This window comes from Bradyrhizobium sp. CCGB20, from assembly GCF_024199855.1.
GTDB lineage: Bacteria > Pseudomonadota > Alphaproteobacteria > Rhizobiales > Xanthobacteraceae > Bradyrhizobium.
Genome location: NZ_JANADN010000001.1, coordinates 8,122,988 through 8,142,019, shown reverse-complemented (window position 1 = coordinate 8,142,019; position 19,032 = coordinate 8,122,988). Strand labels below are relative to the sequence as shown.

At 66.4% G+C, this 19,032-nt stretch carries 16 protein-coding genes; 9 read left to right on the top strand and 7 right to left on the bottom strand.

All coding sequences use genetic code 11. The features are described from left to right. Positions 1-14: 14 nt before the first annotated feature. Complete coding sequence (locus NLM15_RS38245; protein WP_254123134.1) at positions 15-1,484, bottom strand: amidase; 1,470 nt, start codon at positions 1,482-1,484, stop codon at positions 15-17. A gap of 111 nt (positions 1,485-1,595) precedes the next feature. Further along, positions 1,596-2,705: a ring-opening amidohydrolase gene (locus NLM15_RS38240; protein ID WP_254123133.1), complete on the bottom strand. Its 1,110-nt coding sequence runs from the start codon at positions 2,703-2,705 to the stop codon at positions 1,596-1,598. Between the two features lie 247 nt (positions 2,706-2,952). Between NLM15_RS38240 and NLM15_RS38235 the strand changes: the two genes are divergently transcribed. From NLM15_RS38235 to NLM15_RS38220, 4 genes are all read left to right on the top strand, one after another. Next, complete coding sequence (locus tag NLM15_RS38235; protein ID WP_254123132.1) at positions 2,953-5,292, top strand: Tex family protein; 2,340 nt, start codon at positions 2,953-2,955, stop codon at positions 5,290-5,292. Positions 5,293-5,463: 171 nt separating this feature from the next. After that, entirely contained in the window at positions 5,464-6,039 is a 576-nt protein-coding gene (locus NLM15_RS38230; RefSeq protein ID WP_254123131.1) for a hypothetical protein, read from the top strand. Positions 6,040-6,139: 100 nt separating this feature from the next. After that, positions 6,140-6,832, top strand: a complete 693-nt coding sequence (locus tag NLM15_RS38225) for a response regulator transcription factor (RefSeq protein ID WP_254123130.1) — start codon at positions 6,140-6,142, stop codon at positions 6,830-6,832. Further along, positions 6,819-7,895, top strand: coding sequence for a HAMP domain-containing sensor histidine kinase (locus tag NLM15_RS38220; protein ID WP_254123129.1), 1,077 nt, complete (start codon positions 6,819-6,821; stop codon positions 7,893-7,895). The genes NLM15_RS38225 and NLM15_RS38220 overlap by 14 nt, the downstream gene beginning before the upstream one ends. Before the next feature lie 8 nt (positions 7,896-7,903). On the opposite strand, the gene NLM15_RS38215 is transcribed toward NLM15_RS38220, so the two are convergent. Both NLM15_RS38215 and NLM15_RS38210 read right to left on the bottom strand, forming a co-directional pair. Continuing rightward, positions 7,904-8,275, bottom strand: a complete 372-nt coding sequence (locus tag NLM15_RS38215; protein ID WP_254123128.1) for a response regulator transcription factor — start codon at positions 8,273-8,275, stop codon at positions 7,904-7,906. Then, positions 8,272-9,138, bottom strand: a complete 867-nt coding sequence (locus NLM15_RS38210; RefSeq protein WP_254123127.1) for a S1C family serine protease — start codon at positions 9,136-9,138, stop codon at positions 8,272-8,274. The genes NLM15_RS38215 and NLM15_RS38210 overlap by 4 nt, the downstream gene beginning before the upstream one ends. 197 nt (positions 9,139-9,335) lie before the next feature. Between NLM15_RS38210 and NLM15_RS38205 the strand changes: the two genes are divergently transcribed. The 3 genes from NLM15_RS38205 (at position 9,336) to NLM15_RS38195 (ending at position 13,816) form a co-directional block, all read left to right on the top strand. After that, complete coding sequence (locus NLM15_RS38205) at positions 9,336-10,301, top strand: VOC family protein (RefSeq protein WP_254123126.1); 966 nt, start codon at positions 9,336-9,338, stop codon at positions 10,299-10,301. A 66-nt stretch (positions 10,302-10,367) separates the two neighbouring features. Beyond that, on the top strand, positions 10,368-11,243 hold the full coding sequence (locus NLM15_RS38200; protein WP_254123125.1) for a dihydrodipicolinate synthase family protein: 876 nt from the start codon (positions 10,368-10,370) through the stop codon (positions 11,241-11,243). A gap of 248 nt (positions 11,244-11,491) precedes the next feature. Continuing rightward, positions 11,492-13,816 (top strand): xanthine dehydrogenase family protein molybdopterin-binding subunit, encoded by a 2,325-nt coding sequence (locus NLM15_RS38195; RefSeq protein ID WP_254123124.1) that lies wholly within the window; start codon positions 11,492-11,494, stop codon positions 13,814-13,816. Between the two features lie 201 nt (positions 13,817-14,017). On the opposite strand, the gene NLM15_RS38190 is transcribed toward NLM15_RS38195, so the two are convergent. Genes NLM15_RS38190 through NLM15_RS38180 form a run of 3 tightly spaced genes read right to left on the bottom strand, consistent with a single transcriptional unit; the run spans position 14,018 to position 17,237 of the window. After that, positions 14,018-15,214: an acyl-CoA dehydrogenase family protein gene (locus tag NLM15_RS38190; protein ID WP_254123123.1), complete on the bottom strand. Its 1,197-nt coding sequence runs from the start codon at positions 15,212-15,214 to the stop codon at positions 14,018-14,020. Between the two features lie 15 nt (positions 15,215-15,229). Continuing rightward, positions 15,230-16,378 carry an acyl-CoA dehydrogenase family protein gene (locus NLM15_RS38185; RefSeq protein ID WP_254123122.1) on the bottom strand — a complete coding sequence of 383 codons (1,149 nt, stop codon included), beginning with the start codon at positions 16,376-16,378 and terminating at the stop codon, positions 15,230-15,232. 4 nt (positions 16,379-16,382) lie between these two features. Next, on the bottom strand, positions 16,383-17,237 hold the full coding sequence (locus NLM15_RS38180; protein ID WP_254123121.1) for an enoyl-CoA hydratase: 855 nt from the start codon (positions 17,235-17,237) through the stop codon (positions 16,383-16,385). A 146-nt stretch (positions 17,238-17,383) separates the two neighbouring features. Between NLM15_RS38180 and NLM15_RS38175 the strand changes: the two genes are divergently transcribed. Together NLM15_RS38175 and NLM15_RS38170 are read left to right on the top strand one after the other, a co-directional pair. Further along, a complete protein-coding gene (locus tag NLM15_RS38175; protein WP_063985447.1) occupies positions 17,384-17,992 on the top strand; it encodes a LemA family protein in 609 nt (202 codons plus the stop codon). 150 nt (positions 17,993-18,142) lie between these two features. Continuing rightward, the gene (locus NLM15_RS38170) at positions 18,143-19,027 is read left to right on the top strand and encodes a YgcG family protein (protein WP_254123120.1); all 885 of its coding nucleotides are present in this window, start codon (positions 18,143-18,145) and stop codon (positions 19,025-19,027) included. Positions 19,028-19,032: the final 5 nt, after the last annotated feature.

The window sequence follows — 19,032 nt, the reverse complement described above, 5'->3', positions numbered from 1 at the left end:
GCACGTCGCCACGCCTAGCCGACATGCACCTTCGGCTTCTTGCCGCCGTTCCACTTGCCGTCGATGGCGCGCTCGATCTGGGCGGCGAGCTGCAGCAAGAGGCCGTCATTGGCCTGCTTGGCGATCGCCTGGATGCCGAGCGGCAGGCCGTGCTCCTGGGTCGCCATCGGCATCGAGATCGCCGGCATGCCGCAGAGATTGGCGAGCGGCGTGAAGGCGAAGAAGCGCCAGAGATTGCCGAACCAGTCGAGCACATCCGGATTGTCGGAGATGGTGAGATATTCTTTGATGCCGACCTTCGGCGTCGGCAGCGCCGTGATCGGCGTCAGGATCACGTCCCACTGCTCGAAGAAGGCACCGAAGCCGCGCGAGGTCGTGTTGAATACGCCCTGCATCTTGGCGCGCTCGGCGAAGCTCGTGTGCCGGCCGGCTTCCCAGATGCGGATGTTCATGGGCTCGATCAGATCTTCCGGCGGCTTGTCCAGCCCGCGCGCGGCGAGCATGTTGGAGATCACCACCGCAAAATTGCTGATGTAGCAGGTCGTCTGCGCCTCGAAGGCGGCGCGGAAGTCGAGCTCGGGCAGTGCGTAGTCGACGTGATGTCCGAGGCCCTCGAGGAAGCGGCCCGCCTTCTCCAGCTCGGCTGCGATCTCCGGCGTCGCGGTGTAGTCGCCCCAGGTGTGGGACAGCGCGATGCGCAGCTTCGACGGATCACGCTTGATCATCTCCGAATACGGCTGCGCCGTCGTCCAGAACGGCATGAACTCGCCGGGCGCCGGCCCGCGGGCATGATCGACGAAGGCCGCGGTGTCGCGCACCGAGCGCGACTGGCAGCCCTGGATCGAGACGAGGCCGGTGAGATCGGACATGTGCGGGGCGAGCGAGAACACGCCGCGCGAGACCTTCAGGCCGATATTGCCGTTGACGCCGGCGGGAATGCGGATCGAGCCGCCGCCGTCGGTCGCATGCGCGATCGGCACCACGCCGGCCGCGACCATCGCCGCGCTGCCCGCCGACGAGCCGCAGGTGGTGTAGTCGGTATTCCAGGGATTGCGCGTGACGTAGACGGCGGGATTGTCGGCCGAGCTGCACACGCCGAATTCCGGCGTCGTGGTGCGGCCGATCAGGTTGAGGCCAGCCTGACGGAATTTACCGGTCAGGAAGGTGTCGGCGCTCGCGCGATTGCCGCGCATCAGCAGCGAGCCCATCTCCTGGAGCCGGCCTTTCATGGTCGGTCCCAAATCCTTCATCAGGAAGGGCAGGCCGGCAAACGGGCCGGCGAGATTGGCGCCGTCCCCGGCCGGGTCGGCGATCACATCCTCGAACAGCTCGACCACACCCGACAGTGCCGGATTGACCTTGGCAACGCCGGCGGCGGCCTGGCGCGCCAGTTCCTTCGCCGTCAGCTCGCCGTTGCGAACGCGTGCCGCGAGGCCAACGCCGTCGTGCTGCGCCCATTCATTCCAGCTCATCGGCAACGTCATGAAATCCAATCCCCAAAAGGTGCGGCGTCACCTTTTTCGCAAGGGCCCGCGTGAATCAACTGAGCCGGCGCGAAGGGCAGGGTTGCGCCGGGCGGAGAGGTCGCCGCGTCATTAGGACAGCCGCGCGATGACCGCAACCGGCCCGCCGCCGGCCGGGCCCTGATGCTCGGCGCCGCCGGAGACATAGACCGCGCCGGTGCCGGCAAGGCCCGCGATCAGGCCGCCGACGGCGGCGCGGGCATGACGCGTCGAGCTGATGTCGGTGTCTTCCAGCATGGTGTGGCGGAAGCCGCGCACGCTGCCATCAGGCGAAGCCTCGGCCTTGGCGAAGATATTGACGAGCTCGCGGGCTGTAGTCGTGTGTGGTGCGACGCCAAGTCCGACACTGTCCAACGCAGATAACACCGCCGGTGCATCGATGGCGTCGTTCATCACGGCGTGCCCGATCTCGAACCCGCTCGCTGACGACGCCGAGTTGCCAAGTACGATGACGACGTTGTGCATCAGCTCGATGCCGGACGAGGTCGAGGCGACCTTCGAGAACAGATCGTAGCGGTGCAGCACGTCCTGGTCGCGAAGATCGGTAGTGATCTCGCCGAGCGCGACCGCAACGCCGAGCGCGGAAGCTCCGCGCGAATAGGCCATCGAGCTGTAGGCGCTGGTCGTGACCGTCTTGTTGCCGCGTGCGTTGGCCGCGGCGACGCGGTCGCTGGTGAGCAGCGGGCATTTGATCTGCACGAAATGGACATCAGTGGGATCGGTGATGCCGGCATCCTCCATCGCGGCTTTCACCGCCTCGGCGGTCTCCGCGATCTGTGCCGTGCGCCCGAGCTCCTCGGGGAGAAAATCCCGCGTGTGCGCCATGCCGATGCTCAGGCGCTTGCCCGACATGCCTGCCGGCCGCGCCTCGACCTCCTCGCGCGTGAAAATCGTGATGTGCGGGCTGAGCACGCCTTCGGTGCCGCCCGACATGACGAAGGCGATGCGCTGCTCGACCGCCTCTGGTGACAGGCTGAGCTGCGGTGCCAGCGCCGCACACAGCGCCGCGACGGCATACTCCCGGGTAAAATCGTTGACGCCGCCATTGCCTTCGGTCTTGCCGAGGATGGCCAAAATCGTTGTCGGGTCGATCGCGCCGGAGCCGATCATGGCCATGAGACCGGAGACGTCGCCGGGGCCGGTGGTGGCGACCTTGACGACGCCGACCGATGCTGTGCGCATTGTAGTCCTCATATGGAGTTCGGTGGTCCGGCGGGTCAACCAGCCGTGGAACAGCCGCTTCTGTCAAGCCACTGGCGATGCGCCGACATCCCCAAGATTGTGGCGAGATCGCATCGGTTCAACAAAAAAATCCTCTGTCGACGGTTGCGCGCCGCACCTTGATGAATCAACCTCGGTTGGTCCATAAGCGGCGTCCCGCGGTCGGTGGTTCGCCCCGCGTCGCGTGCTTGGACAGAGGGATTCTCGCGTGGCAAATATCAACCAGAAAATTGCGCAGGAGCTTGGGGTACGGGCGGAGCAGGTCGAGGCGACGGTGACGCTGCTCGACGGAGGCGCCACGGTTCCCTTCATCGCGCGCTACCGCAAGGAAGCGACCGGTGCGCTCGACGACGCGCAATTGCGCACCCTGGAGGAGCGCCTGGGTTACCTGCGCGAGCTCGAAGACCGCCGCAAGGCCATCCTCGAATCGGTCCGCGAGCAGGGCAAGCTCGATGCCGCACTGGAAGCCTCCATTCTCGCCGCCGACAGCAAGGCGCGCCTCGAAGACATCTACCTGCCGTTCAAGCCGAAGCGCCGCACCAAGGCCGAGATCGCCAAGGAGGCCGGGCTCGAGCCGCTCGCCAATCAACTCATGGCGGAGTCCGGCAACGATCCGAAGGTCGTGGCCGAAGGTTATATCAATGCCGAGAAGGGCGTCGCGGATGCCGCTGCCGCGCTCGACGGCGCCCGCGCCATCCTGGTCGAACGCTTCGACGAGGACGCCGACCTGATCGGCGCGCTTCGCGAGGAGATGTGGACCAATGCGCGCATGGCCTCCAAGGTGCGCGACGGCAAGAAGACCGAGGGCGAGAAGTTCGCCGACTATTTCGAGTTCTCCGAGCCGCTGACCAAGCTCCCGTCGCACCGCATCCTCGCGATGTTCCGCGGCGAGAAGGAAGAGGTCCTCGATCTCCAGATCCAGGCCGAAGCCGAGGCGCCGCCGCCGGGCGTGCCGAGCGCCTATGAACTGAAGATCATGAAGCGGTTCGGCATCGCCGACCTCAAGCGCGCCGGCGACCGCTGGCTGATCGACACCGTGCGCTGGGCCTGGCGTACCAAGATCCAGGTGCATCTCAACATCGACCTGCGCATGCGGCTGTGGAACGCGGCCGAGACCGAGGCCGTGCGCGTGTTCGCTTCCAATCTGCGCGACCTGCTGCTCGCGGCGCCCGCCGGCACCCGCGTCACCATGGGCCTCGACCCCGGCTACCGCACCGGCGTCAAGGTCGCCGTCACCGATGCGACCGGCAAGGTGGTCGATACCGCCGTGATCTATCCGCACGAGCCGCAACGGCAGTGGAACGAGTCGCTCGCGATCCTCGGCAAGCTCGCGCTGAAGCATCGCGTCGAGCTGATCGCGATCGGCAACGGCACCGCCTCGCGCGAAACCGACAAGCTTGCAGGCGATCTCGTCAAGGGTCTGGCCGAGCTGAAGATGACCAAGATCGTGGTATCGGAAGCCGGCGCGTCGGTCTATTCGGCCTCGGCTTTTGCCTCGGAGGAGTTGCCGGGCCTCGACGTCACCCTGCGCGGCGCGGTCTCGATCGCCCGCCGCCTTCAGGACCCGCTTGCCGAGCTCGTCAAGATCGAGCCCAAGGCGATCGGCGTCGGCCAGTACCAGCACGACCTCGGCCAGGCCAAGCTCGCTAAATCGCTTGATGCCGTGGTCGAAGACTGCGTGAACGCGGTCGGCGTCGACGTCAACACCGCCTCGGCGCCGCTGCTTGCGCGCGTGTCGGGCGTCGGCTCGGGCCTTGCCCAGAGCATCGTGGCACACCGCGACGCCAACGGCCCGTTCAAGTCGCGCAAGGCGCTGAAGGAGGTGCCGCGGCTCGGGCCGAAGGCGTTCGAGCAGTGCGCCGGCTTCCTGCGCATTCTCGGCGGCGAGGACCCGCTCGATGCGTCCGGCGTGCATCCGGAAGCCTATCCGGTGGTGCGCCGCATTCTCAGCGCCACCAAGAGCGACATCAAGGCGCTGATCGGCAGCAGCGAGATCGTCCGCACATTGAAGCCGAAGGATTTCGTCGACGAGACCTTCGGCCTGCCGACCGTCACCGACATCTTGCGCGAGCTCGAAAAACCCGGCCGCGATCCGCGCCCGGCGTTCAAAGCCGCTGTGTTCAAGGAGGGCGTCGAGGAGATCAAGCATCTCCAGAAGGGCATGATCCTCGAGGGCACCGTGACCAACGTTGCCGCCTTCGGCGCCTTCGTCGATATCGGCGTGCACCAGGACGGCCTGGTTCACATCTCGGCGATGTCCAAGACCTACATCAAGGATCCGCGCGAGGTGGTGAAGCCCGGCGACATCGTCAAGGTGAAGGTGCTGGACTTCGAGGTCGCGCGCAAGCGCATCTCGCTGACCCTGCGTCTCGACGACGAGGTCGGTGCCAAGAAGGACGCGCCCGGCATGCAGCGCGACAACAGCTCGCGCAACCCGGCCCGCATGACCTCCTCGGCGCCCCGCAAGCAGGAATCCTCCGGCGGTGGCGGTGCCCTCGCCGAAGCCATGCGCCGCGCGGCCGAGAAGAACAACGGCAAACGGGCGTGACTTTTTAAACCTCTCCCCGCAAGAGCGGGGCGAGGGAGTGAGAGAGCGGGGCCTCCCTGACATCCGCGTCAGAATCTGGCGCGTTTGTAAGTTGAAGGTGCCCGTCCCTTCCTCTCATCTGATCCTCCTCGCGCGGCAGAAAGATCGCCGCGCAGCACGGAGGATGCTTCGATGGACAACAAGCTTCTCAAAGGCGTCACTGCGGTGACGCTCGCCGCGATGATGGCGCTCGCTTCACCTGTGCTTGCCCGTGGCGGCGGCGGTGGCGGAGGGCATGGCGGTGGCGGCTTCGGCGGTGGCGGCCACGGTGGCTTTGGCGGTGGCGGGCATTTCGGCGGTGGCGGAATGCATGCGGGCGGCTTCGGCGGTATGCGCGCGGGTGGTTTCGGCGGCATGCATGTCGGCGGGATGGGTGGCGCGCGCTTTGCTGGCGCCCCGGGCTTCGGTGGAGCACGCTTCGCCGGTTCGCCAATGGCCGCCCGTGCTGCCATGGGACCGCGCTTTGTCGGTGCACCATTGGCGACCCGCGCCGCTTTCGGCCCGCGGTTTGCTGGCCCGGGCTGGCACGGCAGGCCGTTCATTGGTCGCCATGCCTTCTTCCACCGTCACCGCTTCAACCGGTTCGCTTTCGTCGGCGCGCCGTTCTTCTATGCCAACTATGCCAATTATTACGACGATGGCTGCTGGCAAAGGAGCTGGACAGCCTATGGGTGGCAATGGGTCAATGTGTGCGGAGACTATTGGTAGTCGCATCGCGGTACCGCACCATTGTCGCGATCGCCACCGGGCGGTTCCGCTCAGCCCCGGAACGGGATAGTCTGGTGGCGATCGTCGCGCGGAGTTTTGCATGACCGGAGGTCACCGCCGCATCCTGGTCGTCGAGGACGATCCGGAAACCGCAGGCCAGCTCGTCGAGGAGCTGACGACCTCCGGTTACGAGGTCGATCTCGCAGCCAACGGGCGCGAAGCCCTGAGCCATGGTGCTGCGCGCGACTATGCCGTGATCACCATCGACCGTATGCTGCCCGACATCGACGGCATAACGGTGATGCGGCAATTGCGCGACGACGGCATCGCCGCGCCCTTCCTGATCATCTCGGCGCTCGGTGAGGTCGACGACCGCGTGCGCGGCCTGCGCGCCGGCGGCGACGACTATCTCGTCAAGCCGTTTTCCTTCACCGAATTGCTGGCGCGGCTGGAGGCCCTTGGCCGCCGCAGCGAGACCATTGCCAAGGAAACGCTTCTGCGCGTCGGCGATCTCGCCATCGACCTGATCGCGCGCAGCGCCAGCCGGCGCGGGCGAAAGATTCCGCTGCTGCCGCGCGAATTCCAGTTGCTGGAATACCTCGTCCGCAACGAGGGCCGCGTGGTCTCCCGGGCGATGCTGCTCCAGCACGTCTGGGACCTGCATTTCGATCCCTCCACCAACATCATCGACGTCTATGTTGGGCGCGTCCGCCGCAAGGTCGACGATGCCCAGGCCTACCCGCTGATCCATACCATTCGCGGCATCGGATATTGCCTCCGTGCTCCTGGCTAAGACTCTCCGCTCCTCGACCTTCCGTCTGGCGCTGATCGCGATCGCGGTGTTCGGGCTGATCGTCGCGGCGATCATGGCCTATGTCTATTTCGGCACGATCGCCTATGTGCAGGGCCGGGTCGGGGATGCCGGCGATCACAGCGGCTTCACCGCGATGATCGAGCTCGCGATGGTCGCGGTCGCGGTGCTGCTGGCCGTGCTGGCCGGTCTCGCCGCGGTGCTGGTCACGCGGCGCACGGTCGGGCGGATCGAGGAAATCAACGCCACCAGCCGCGCCATCATGCAGTCCGGCCTCGACCGGCGCATCCCGTTGCGCGGCAGCAACGACGAATGGGACCGCGTCGCCGAAAATCTCAACCAGATGCTCGACCGCATCGAGACATTGATGGGCGAGGTCAAGCAGGTCAGCGACAACGTCGCTCACGATCTGCGCACGCCGCTGACGCGCATGCGCGGCCGGCTGGAAAAGGCCTATCACCATGAGCGCAGCGGTGAGGCCGATGCCGTGCTGATCGGCGACACCATCGCCGATCTCGATTCCGTGCTCGGCATGTTCGCTTCCATCACGCGGATCTCGGAAATCGAGACCCGCGCCCGCCGGAGCGCGTTTCGCGCGCTGAACCTCACTGAAATTGCCGGCGAGGTTGTCGAGCTCTACGACGCCGCGGCGGAGCAGGTGGCGACCCGCCTCAGCCTTGGCGGCGACCGCGAGGTGGCGATCACGGGGGACCGCGACCTGCTGTTTGACGCCATCGCCAATCTCGTCGACAACGCGATCAAGCACGGCCGCGCAGGCGGGCAGGTCACCGTGACCTGCCGCAGCGCCGGCGGCGGGGCCGTGATTGCAATCGCCGACGATGGTCCGGGCATTCCCGCAGACCGGCGCGATCACGTGTTCAAGCGCTTCTACCGGCTCGAACAGAGCCGCTACACGCCGGGCAACGGTCTGGGCTTGAGCCTGGTCGCGGCCGTTGCGGGCCTCCATGGCGCCGAGATTGCGCTGCACGACAACGCGCCCGGCCTCACGGTCCGGCTCAGCTTTCCGGTGACGTCAGCGCACTAGGAGCTGCGTCATAGCTCGATCACGCCGCGGCGTGCCGCATGCGCGACCGCGTCGGTGCGGCCGGTGGCGTCCAGCTTGTCGAGCAGCGAGCCGACGTGGAACTTGACCGTGTGCACGGAAATGCCGAGCTGGCGCGCGATCATCTTGTTGGACCCACCTTCCGCCATCAGCGCCAGCACGTCGAGCTCGCGCTGCGTCAGTGCGATGTCCTCAGGCATGCTGCGCGGATCGCGGGCGATGACCGTCGCCGTCGCAGCCTCGCCGGGTGCGGCGAGCCGAAGCCCGGCGATGCTGCCGAGCAGCGTCGCGAGGCGATCGGCGAGGGCAGGGTCGTCGATCTCAAGGGCGAGCACGATCTCGGATGCGTTGTCCTCGCTCACGCTTCCGGCCTCTCGCCGATCGTGACCTTGAAGCTGATCGGCTCGCCGCCGCGGCGCACCGCGACATCGACCACCGTGCCGACGCTCGCAGGTCCCAGCGTCCGCGACAGCGCGCGCACGCCGGAGAGTTTCTGGTCGTTGACCGCGACGATCACGTCGCCCTGGCGGATGCCGGCCGCGGCCGAGGGCCCGGCCTTGTCGACATTCATCACCATCGCACCGACACCGTCGTCGAGCCGCACCGGCTGAAGCCCGAGGCCGAGATAGCCGCGGGCGATGCGGCCGCGCGTCTCGAGCTGCGCCGCGACCCGCTCGATCGTCGCTGTCGGGATCACCAGCACGCGCCGCGGCCCGAGCACGGCCATGCCGAAGGCTTCACCCGATGCATCGAGCGCAAGCCCGCCCTGCTGGGCGAAGCGCAGGCGCACGTCGAGCTCGATCCGTGCATCGATGTCGCCGCCGCGCAAGGAGCGCCAGCTCTTGCCGGACTGCGACACCATGCCGAGCGCCGCGCTCGGCGCATCGCGATCGGCGGCGACGACGACCGACAACGTGCCGAGGGCGGGGACGGTCGCGGCCAGCTTGACCGGCGCGATGCTGGCATCAGCGCGCAGCAGCGCGATATCGGTCGTATGGTCCCGGCCGGCAATCGTGGCGGCGACAGTTTTACCGTCAGGCAGGCTGATCTGGACCTCGCCCTCGTCGGCCAGCGCTTCGTCGGCGGTGACGATCAGGCCGGATTTCCAGACGAAGCCGGTGGCCCGGGAGCGATGCGAATGCACCGCGACGACGGATGGCGCGGTGCGCGCCACGACATCCGCGAGCGCGGACGACAATGAGGACAGGGCAGTGGGGTCGGTCATGGAAGGCTCCTGTAAATTGTCCTCAATCTGGGATGTCGCGGCCGATTGCGAAACTGGCCGGGTGGCCAGGACGGATGGGACGGACCGAGCCTCCGTAAGACCACGGCCGACGAACATGTGATTGGGAGCCGCTCACGGGAACGTGTAGCAATCCGAAAATTGCGCCACGGCCTTATGTTTTCAGCGAGCCTCGACCGATGACCATCGACCTCACCCGCCGTACCCTGCTCCAACTCGCCGGCGCGAGTTCGCTCGCGATGGCCGCCGCCGCTGCTGCGCGTGCCGAGGGCACCCCGCAGGGCGGCGGGCCGACTTATGCCAGCCGCACGCCGATGCGGGTGGGCATGGTGACGCTCCGGGTGAAGAACCTCGACAAGGTTGCCGACTATTACCGCGACGTGATCGGGCTCGCGGTGATGGAGCGCTCGGCGAGCGTCGCAAGGCTCGGCACGGCCGGCATCGCGCTGCTGGTGCTCGAGGCCCGTCCCGAAGCCGCGATCGAGCCGCGCAACGCCGCTGGCCTCTACCACACCGCCTTCCTGATGCCGACGCGCAAGGATCTGGCGCGCTGGCTGGTGCACGCGGCCTCGCACCGCGTGCCGCTGTCGGGCTTCGCCGATCATCTCGTCAGCGAGTCCGTCTATCTCGACGACCCCGAAGGTAACGGCATCGAGGTCTATGCCGACCGCGATCCCTCGCAATGGCAGTGGAGCGAGGGCAGCGTGAAGATGGCGTCCGACGAGCTCAACATCCCCGACCTGCTGTCGCTGACCAACACGCGCGTGGCGGACTACGCCAAGGCGCCGGACGGCCTGCGCATCGGCCACATGCATTTGCGCGTCGGCGATCTCGCGCAGGCGCAGAGTTTTTACCACGGCACGATTGGCCTCGACCCGACCCGCAGCCGCAACGGCGCTGCGTTCCTGTCGTCGGGCCGTTATCACCATCACCTCGGCATGAACGTCTGGCAGAGCCAGGGCGCCGGCCAGCGCGACGATCAGGCGACAGGCCTCGCCTGGTTCTCGCTGGTGATGGCGAAGCAGGACATTCTTGCCGCGCAAGAAGAGCGCCTGCGCAAGGGCGGTGCGCAGGTCACGGCGCTCGCCAACGGCGTGGAGGCCGTCGATCCCTGGGGCACGCGGGTGCGCCTGATCAGGATTTGATCGCCGCCGCGGGCATTGCTAAGACCCGTCAGGCGCTAACCAGTTTTTCTGGGGTTCACACCTGACATGCCCGATTTTCACGGCGTCTTTCCCTACCTCGTTTCGCCCGTCGATGCCGATGGCACGGTGCGCACCGAAGTCCTCGGCAAGCTCTGCGACGATTTGATCGGCGCAGGCGTGCACGGGCTGACGCCGCTGGGCTCGACCGGCGAGTTCGCCTACCTCAATGCCGCGCAGCGCATGGCGGTCGTGCAGACCACGATCGAGGCCGCGAGGGGCCGCGTGCCCGTCGTGGCCGGCGTCGCCTCGACCTCGATGGCGGACGCGGTGGCGCAAGCAAAGGCGTATCAGAAGCTTGGCGCCAACGGCATTCTGGCGATCCTGGAGGCCTATTTCCCGCTCACTGACGCCCAGGTCGAATCCTACTTCCGCAGCATCGCGGACGCGGTGGACATTCCCGTCGTCATCTACACCAATCCGCAATTCCAGCGCTCCGACCTCACCCTCGATGTCATCGCGCGCCTCGCCGAGCATCCGCGCATCGGCTACATCAAGGACGCCTCGACCAACACCGGCCGGCTGCTCTCGATCATGAACCGCTGCGGCGATTCCCTGCGCGTGTTCTCGGCCTCCGCCCATATCCCGGCCGCGGTGATGCTGATCGGCGGCCTCGGCTGGATGGCCGGCCCGGCCTGCATCATCCCGCGCCAAAGCGTCGCGCTCTACGACCTCTGCAAGGCCGGCCGCTGGGACGAGGCCATGGCGCTCCAGCGCAGGCTGTGGCGCATCAACGAGGCCTTCGCCCGCTTCAATCTTGCCGCCTGCATCAAGGCGGGGCTGGCGATCCAGGGCTACGACGTCGGCGACCCGGTCCCGCCGCAGGCCCCGCTGACGGCCGATGCGCGCAAGGTCGTGGAAGCGGCGCTGAGGGAGCTTGATTAGCGAGCCATCATCCTCGGCATAAACAGTGCCGTAGGGCGGGCAAAGCGTAGCGAGCCCACCTTCCTGATCGCGTCCGTTGGGCAATCGTGGGCACGGCGCAAGGGCGCCTTTGCCCACCCTACGGAATCACGGATTTGCGTGACGGCATGACGAAATGGCGGATATCCCGCCCAAAACCGCGGCTGGTATGCCTCTGATCGTTCCGCTAAAAGGCTGCCCGAAGTTTAAGACTTAAGGGACCCCACGGAATGAATATTCTTCCCGGCAATTTGCGTTTCGGAGCGGGCCAGCCCGTCAAGCGTTTGGAAGACCAGCGGCTGCTCACCGGGAAGGGGCAATTCATCGACGACAAGCCGGAGGAGGGCGCGCTGTGGTTGCATGTGCTGCGTTCGCCGCATGCCCACGCGAAGATCGTCTCGATCGACACCAGTGCCGCGGCTGAGATGCCCGGCGTCACCGCGATCTACACCGGTGCGGACCTCGTCAAGGACGATATCGGCACTATCCCGACCTTGAGCATCTTCAAGCGCCCCGACGGCAAGCCGATGACGGTGCCGCCGCGCCGCCTGCTCGCCCACGAGATCGTGCGCTACGCCGGTGAGGCCGTCGCCGCTGTGGTGGCTGCCTCGCGTGCCGATGCGCAGAGCGCGGCCGAGGCCATCGTGGTCGAATACGAGGTGCTGCCCGCGGTGGTCGACCCCGTCGAGGCCGTGAAGCCCGGCGCGCCCGTGGTCTGGCCCGAGGCGCCCGACAACATCGTTGGCGCGATGAGCTATGGCGATGCCGCCAAGGCCGACGAGGCGTTTGCCAGGGCCGCGCATACGGTCGAGCTCGACATCGTCAGCCAGCGCCTCGTGCCCTCGGCGATGGAGCCGCGCTCGACCATTGCCGAGATCGACAAGAAGACAGGCCGTCTGCTGTTGCATGTGCAGTCGCAGACGCCCGCCTCGACCCGCGACGTGCTGGCGGAAGCCGTGCTGAAGCGCCCCAAGGACAGCGTGCGCGTGCTGGTTGGCGATATCGGCGGCGGCTTCGGTCAGAAGACCAACCTCTATCCCGAAGACGGCATCGTCGCCTATGCCGCGACCAAGCTGAGCAAGAAGATCCGCTGGCGCGGCGATCGCACCGACGAATTCGTCGGCGGCACCCACGGCCGCGATCTCACCTCCACCGCGTCCTTCGCGCTCGACGAGAAGGGCAAGGTGCTGGCCTATCGCGTCAAGTCGATCGGCTGCACCGGCGCCTATTCCTCGGGTGCGGCCAACATCATTCCGCTGGTGCTCGGGCCGTTCGTGCAGACCGGCGTCTACGATCTGCCGCTGGTGCATTTCGAGGTGCAGTCGGTGATGACCAATACCGCACCTGTCGGCGCCTATCGCGGCGCGGGCCGGCCCGAAGCGGTGTTCATCGTCGAGCGCCTGTTCGACGCTGCCGCGCGAAAGATCGGCATGGATCCGCGCGCGATCCGCAAGGCCAACTACATCAAGCCGGCGCAGCTGCCCTACACCAACGCTGCGGGGCAGGTTTACGACTCCGGCGCCTTCGCGCACATGCTCGACCGCGCCGTGAAGCTGGCTGATTGGGACGGCTTTGCCGCGCGCAAGAAGGCGGCGAAGAAGAAGGGCCTGCTCTACGGCCGCGGGCTCACCTCCTACATCGAATGGACCGGCGGCCGCGCCCACACCGAGAAGGTCAGCCTGCACGCGACCTCGCAGGGCCGCGTCGTCCTGCATTCCGGCACCATGGCGATGGGGCAGGGCTTACAGACCACCTACACCCAGATGATCTCCGACACGCTCGGCATTGCCATGGACAAGATCGACGTGGTCCAGGGCGACACCGATCTCGCCATGGGCTTTGGCAGCGTCGGCTCGCGCTCGCTGTTCGTCGGCGGCACCGCGGTCGCGGTCTCCTCCAGCGATCTGATCCAGAAGGCGCGCGAGAAGGCGGCGAACGTGCTGGAGACCTCAGTCGAGGACATCGAATATCAGGGCGGCATGCTCACCGTGGTCGGCACCGACCGCCGCATCAGCCTGTTCGATCTCGCCGAGAAGGAAGGCGGCGCCAAGCTCAGCGTCGATTCGGAAGGCGAGGTCGACGGTCCGAGCTGGCCGAACGGCACGCATATCTGCGAGGTCGAGATCGATCCGGAGACCGGCGTCTCCAAGGTCGTGCGCTACACCACCGTCGACGACGTCGGTGTCGCCGTGAACCCGATGCTGGTGACGGGGCAGATCCATGGCGGCGTCGCGCAGGGCATCGGCCAGGCGCTGTATGAAGGCGTGTCCTACGATGCTGACGGTCAGCTCCTCACCGCGAGCTACCAGGATTACTGCATCCCGCGCGCCGACGACGTGCCGCCGATCGTGGTGACGCTCGATGATTCCGCACCCTGCCGCACCAACCCGCTCGGCGCCAAGGGCTGCGGCGAATCCGGCGCCATCGGCGGCCCGCCCTGCGTCACCAACGGCGTCATGGACGCGCTCGCCGAGCTCGGCATCACCCAGCTCAACACGCCCCTGACGCCGCAGAAGATCTGGAAGGCGATCAGGGATGCGAAGGTGGCGGAGTAAGCGCGCGCGGCTGTTGCCATCTTCTCCGCTGTCGTCCCGGGGCGCGCAAAGCGCGAACCCGGGATCCATAACCGCAGGGCGGAGTTTGGCGAAGACTCGCGGTGACCTGCTCGCGCCATAACCTCTCCCAGTGGTTATGGGTCCCGGATCTGCGCTTCGCTTGTCCGGGACGACAGCGAGTGTGTAGCGCCATCTTGCCTTTCAAATCCCCAGCATCATCTTCGCAATGATATCGCGCTGGATCTCCGAGGTGCCGCCGAAGATCGTATAGGCCCGGCCGTTGAGATATTCCGGCACCACCGTCAGCATGTCCTCGGGCAGTGCCGGCTCGTGGTTGAGCTTGTAGAGCGGGCGCATCGGCTCGACCGCAAGCGCGTCGTGGCCGATCACGTCGACGCCGAGCCGCGTCACGGCCTGGCGGATCTCGCTGTTGCGCAGCTTCAGGATCGACGACACCGCGCCGGGATTTTGCCCGGTCTGCAGCGCCGAGAGCACGCGCAGCTCCGTCATCTCCAGCGCATCGATGTCGATTTCGACCTCGGAGATGCGCGTTGCGATATCGGGGCTCTCGATCGCGCGGCCCGTCAGGTCGGACTCGGCCAGCTCCGCGATCGCCTTCAACCCCTCGCGCAGCTTTGCTGACGCAATGCCGGAGCCGCGCTCGAACTCGAGCAGATATTTGCCGTAGGTCCAGCCCTTGCCTTCCTCGCCGACGCGGTTGGCGACGGGCACGCGCACGTCGTCGAAGAACACCTGGTTGACCTCGTGGTCGCCGCCGATGGTGAGAATGGGCCGTGTCGTGATGCCCGGCGTTGTCATGTCGATCAGGATGAAGCTGATGCCGTCCTGCTGCCGCGGCCCGTCGCTGGTGCGCACCAGAGCGAACATGCGGTTGGCGTGGTGCGCATGCGTGGTCCAGATTTTCGTGCCGTTGATGATGTAGTCGTCGCCATCGCGCACCGCGCGCGTCTTCAGCGAGGAAAGGTCGGAGCCGGAGCCGGGCTCGGAATAGCCCTGGCACCAGTAATCCTCGCCCGAGAGAATGCGCGGCAAGTAGAAGTTCTTTTGCTCCGGGCTGCCGAAGCCGATGATGACGGGCCCGACCATCTTCACGCCCATCACGTTGACATTGGGCACGCCGGCCCGCGCGCTTTCGGTCTCGAAGATCCAGCGCTGCGCCGGCGTCCAGTCCGGGCCGCCATGATCGACCGGCCAACCCGGCGCGCCCCAGCCGCGGCTGTGCAGCGCGCGCTGCCAGGCCATGCCGATATCAGGATCGGAGAACACCGACGGCGTCAGCGCGGTCGCGCGCTTCATCTCCTCGGTGAGGTTCTTGGCAATGAAGCCGCGCACCTCGTCCTGGAAGGCGCGCTCCTCGGCACTGAACGACAAATCCATGATGCGCTCCTTGTGTCAGGCCGGCACGGAGGTGCGGCCAAGCCGGGCGTGGCGGGCATAGTGGTGCGCGCTGCCGCCGAACAGCGTGTCGAATGCGACAAGGCGCTTGAAGTAGGCACCGACCTCGAGCTCCTCGGTGACGCCCATGCCGCCGTGGAGCTGAATCGACTGCTCGCCGACGAAGCGCGCGGATTTGCCGATTCTTGCTTTGGCGCCAGACGCCGCCCGCGCCCGCTCGACCGACGGGCTGTCTGCCTTCAGCGCCGCGCGCAGTGCCATCGAGCGTGACTCGTCGACCTGCATCGCCATGTCGGCGAGGCGGTGGCGGATCACCTGATTGGCCGAGAGCGGCCGGCCGAACTGTTTTCGAATTTTGGTGTATTCGAGCGTGGTGTCGAGCAGCGTCTGCATGATGCCGACAGCTTCCGCGCCCAGCGCCGCCATGGCGCGATCGACGGCCCATTCGATCGCGGGCATTGTGTCGTGTCCGTCGCCGAGCAGCGCGTCCCCCGGCAGCTCGACGCCTGACAGCTCGATGTTGCAGGCCCGTCCGCCGCCGAGGCGCTCATAATCGCTGACGGCAACGCTCGGCGTCCTCGCTGCGACCTGGAACAAGCCGATCCGTCCCGACGGTCCCTGATGATCATGGACATGCGCGGAGACGATGATCTCGTCGGCGGCGTGACCGTCGAGCACGGCGATCTTGCTGCCTGTCAGGCGCCAGCCTTGTGCCGTCTTGTGCGCGGTGGTCGCGACCTTGGCGAGATCGAACCGCGCCGCGCGCTCGGAATGCGCAAAGGCGAGCTTCAGTGATCCATCCGCGACTTTCGGCAGTCTTGCCTGCTTCTGCGCTGTGCTGCCGCATTTCTCGATCAGCGCAGCTCCCAGCACGACCGTCGCGATGTAGGGCTCGGACACCAGCCCGCGGCCAAACGCTTCCATCAAGATGCCGATCTCCACCGCGCCGCCGCCGAGCCCGTCAAACTCTTCCGGGATCGGCAGCGCCAGCCAGCCGAGCTCGGCGAACTGCTTCCACACCGCCGGGCTGTATCCGAGCGGATCGTTCGCCATCTTGCGGCGATGATCGGCATCGTAGCTTTCGGTCACGAAGCGTTCCGCGCTTTCGCGCAGCAGCCGCTGCTCGTCACTGAGGTTGAGGTCCATGGTTCTACTCCGCGGCCGCCGGCGGCTTGCGCACGGAGGGATGCAGTCCGGATGGATCGACCACCATGCCGAACTCCTGAAGGTTATGGGCGTGACAGAGCTGATGCAGCGCAAAGGCCTGGTCGATCGCGGCGGGCTGGCCCATCACGTCGACCGAGCGGTTGACGGCCTCCTTGGTCAGCTTCAGCGCAAACGATGGCTTTGCAGCGATCCGGCGCGCCAGCTCCATGACCGACGCCGGCAGTTCCGCGCGCGGTACGACCCGATTTACCATGCCGAGCTGATGCGCCTCCTGCGCGCTCCAGCTGTCGGCCGTGAACAGGAGTTCCTTGGCCTTGCGTGGGCCGAGCTCCCAGGGATGCACGAACCATTCGACGCCGCAGACACCCATGGTGACGACGGGATCGCAGAATTGCGCATCGTCGCTGGCGACGATGAGGTCGCAGGCCCAGGCCAGCATCAGGCCGCCGGCGATGCATTTGCCGTGCACCTCGGCAATGGTCGGCTTGGCGAGGTTGCGCCAGCGCCGGGTGATCTGGAGATAGATTTCCTGCTCGCGGGCAAAGCGGCCATGGGCATTGGGTTCGGCAAAGCCGCCCCAATTTCCAACCGGCGGAAAATCGACGCCTGCGGCATTCTTGCCCCCGGGGCGCAGGTCGTGGCCGGAGGAGAAGTGCGGCCCGTTGCCGGCGAGGATGATCACCTTGACCGCATCGTCCTGCACTGCCGCGTCGAAGGCGGCGTTGAGGTCGTAGGTCATCTGCAGGTTCTGTGCGTTGCGCGCCTCGGGTCGGTTCATCACGATCCGGGTGATCGTCGGCTCCGGCCTCTCCACGAGGATGGTCTCGAACGAGGACATCGCGTTCCCCCCTGGCGTTTCCAGTCTGCCTTGTTGTTTCGTCAAGTTGACTATGTCGGCCAGCGATAGGCAAGAGGCTTGCGTAAATCGGCTGCTTTTCGCGCTCAATCTGGTAGGTTGCGTCAGATTTCACCGGGAGAAATTTGATGCGCAAGATCCTCACCGTGCTGGCGGCGCTGGCGTCGCTCAGCCTGACCAATTGCGGCTACAACGCGATCCAGAGCGAGGACGAGCAGATCAAGGGCAACTGGTCCGAGGTCGTGAACCAGTATCAGCGCCGCGCCGATCTCGTGCCTAATCTCGTCAACTCGGTGAAGGGCTTTGCGCAGCAGGAGAAGGACGTGCTGCTCGGCGTCACCAACGCCCGCGCCAAGGTCGGCAGCATCCAGGCGACGCCTGAGGTGCTGAACGATCCCGCCGCCTTCCAGAAATTCCAGGCCGCGCAGGGCGAGCTCTCCAGCGCGCTGTCGCGGCTCCTTGTGGTCACGGAAAACTATCCGCAGCTCAAGTCCGACGCGCTGTTCAAGGATCTGATGTCGCAGCTCGAAGGCACCGAGAACCGCATCACGGTGGCGCGCAACCGCTACATCAAGGCGGTGCAGGACTACAACGTCACCATCCGCTCTTTCCCGAGCAACCTCACGGCGATGATGTTCGGCTACAAGGAGAAGCCGAATTTCGCGGTCGAGAACGAGAAGGAGATCTCGACCGCGCCCAAGGTCGATTTCAACCCGGCGCCCGCGCCGTCGAAGTAATCGCGCGCTGTTTTGCGAATGCGCTTCGCCCCACCCACCGCTGTCATTCCCCGCGAAAGCGGGGAATCCGGTACGCCGCGGCTTCTCCGTAGTCCGCCGGCGTCTCTGGAATACTGGATCGCCCGGTCAAGCCGGGCGATGACAGCGAGCATGTGGCGAATGATAGCCGTATTCGCGCTCTTCCTCGCCGTCGTCGTCCCCGCCTCGGCCGACGTCGCCGTCCCCCAACTCACCGGCCGCGTGGTCGACCAGACCGGCACGCTCTCCAGCAGCGACATCGCCGCGCTGTCGCAAAAGCTGCGTGATTTCGAGACGCGCAAGGGCAGCCAGGTCGCCGTCCTGATCGTGCCGACGACACAGCCGGAGACGATCGAGCAGTTCTCGATCCGCGTTGCGGACGCCTGGAAGATCGGCCGCAAGAAGGTGGACGATGGCGCGATCCTCATCGTCGCCAAGAACGACCGGCATCTCCGCATCGAGGTCGGCTACGGCCTCGAGGGTGCGCTCACCGACGTCACCTCGCGTCGGATCATCGACGAGATCATCACACCGAAATTCAGAAGCGGTGATTTCAGCGGCGGCATCTCGGACGGTGTCGATCGCATGATCCGCGTCATCGACGGCGAGCCACTGCCGATTCCCTCGCCCACCGTCAACTTTGGCAATCTGGACGATCTCGCGCCGCTCTTCATCGTGACGCTGTTCGCATCGATCGGGGTCGGCGGGTTCTTCCGGGCCATGCTGGGGCGGCTGGTCGGATCACTGGCGACCGGCGGCATCATCGCGGCGCTGAGCTGGCTCATTCTCGGCTCTTTCGCGCTCGCCATGGCCCTCGGCGTCGTCGGCTTCATCATCGGCTTCATTGCCGATCTGTTTTCGGCAATGGCGCCGAGCACGGGGTCGTCGCGCGGCGGGTCTTGGTCGAGCGGCTCGTCGGGAGGTGGCTGGAGTAGCGGATCGAGCAGCAGCGACAGCGGCAGCTTCAGTGGCGGCGGTGGCAGTTTTGGCGGCGGCGGCGCTTCGGGGAGCTGGTAGCGGTC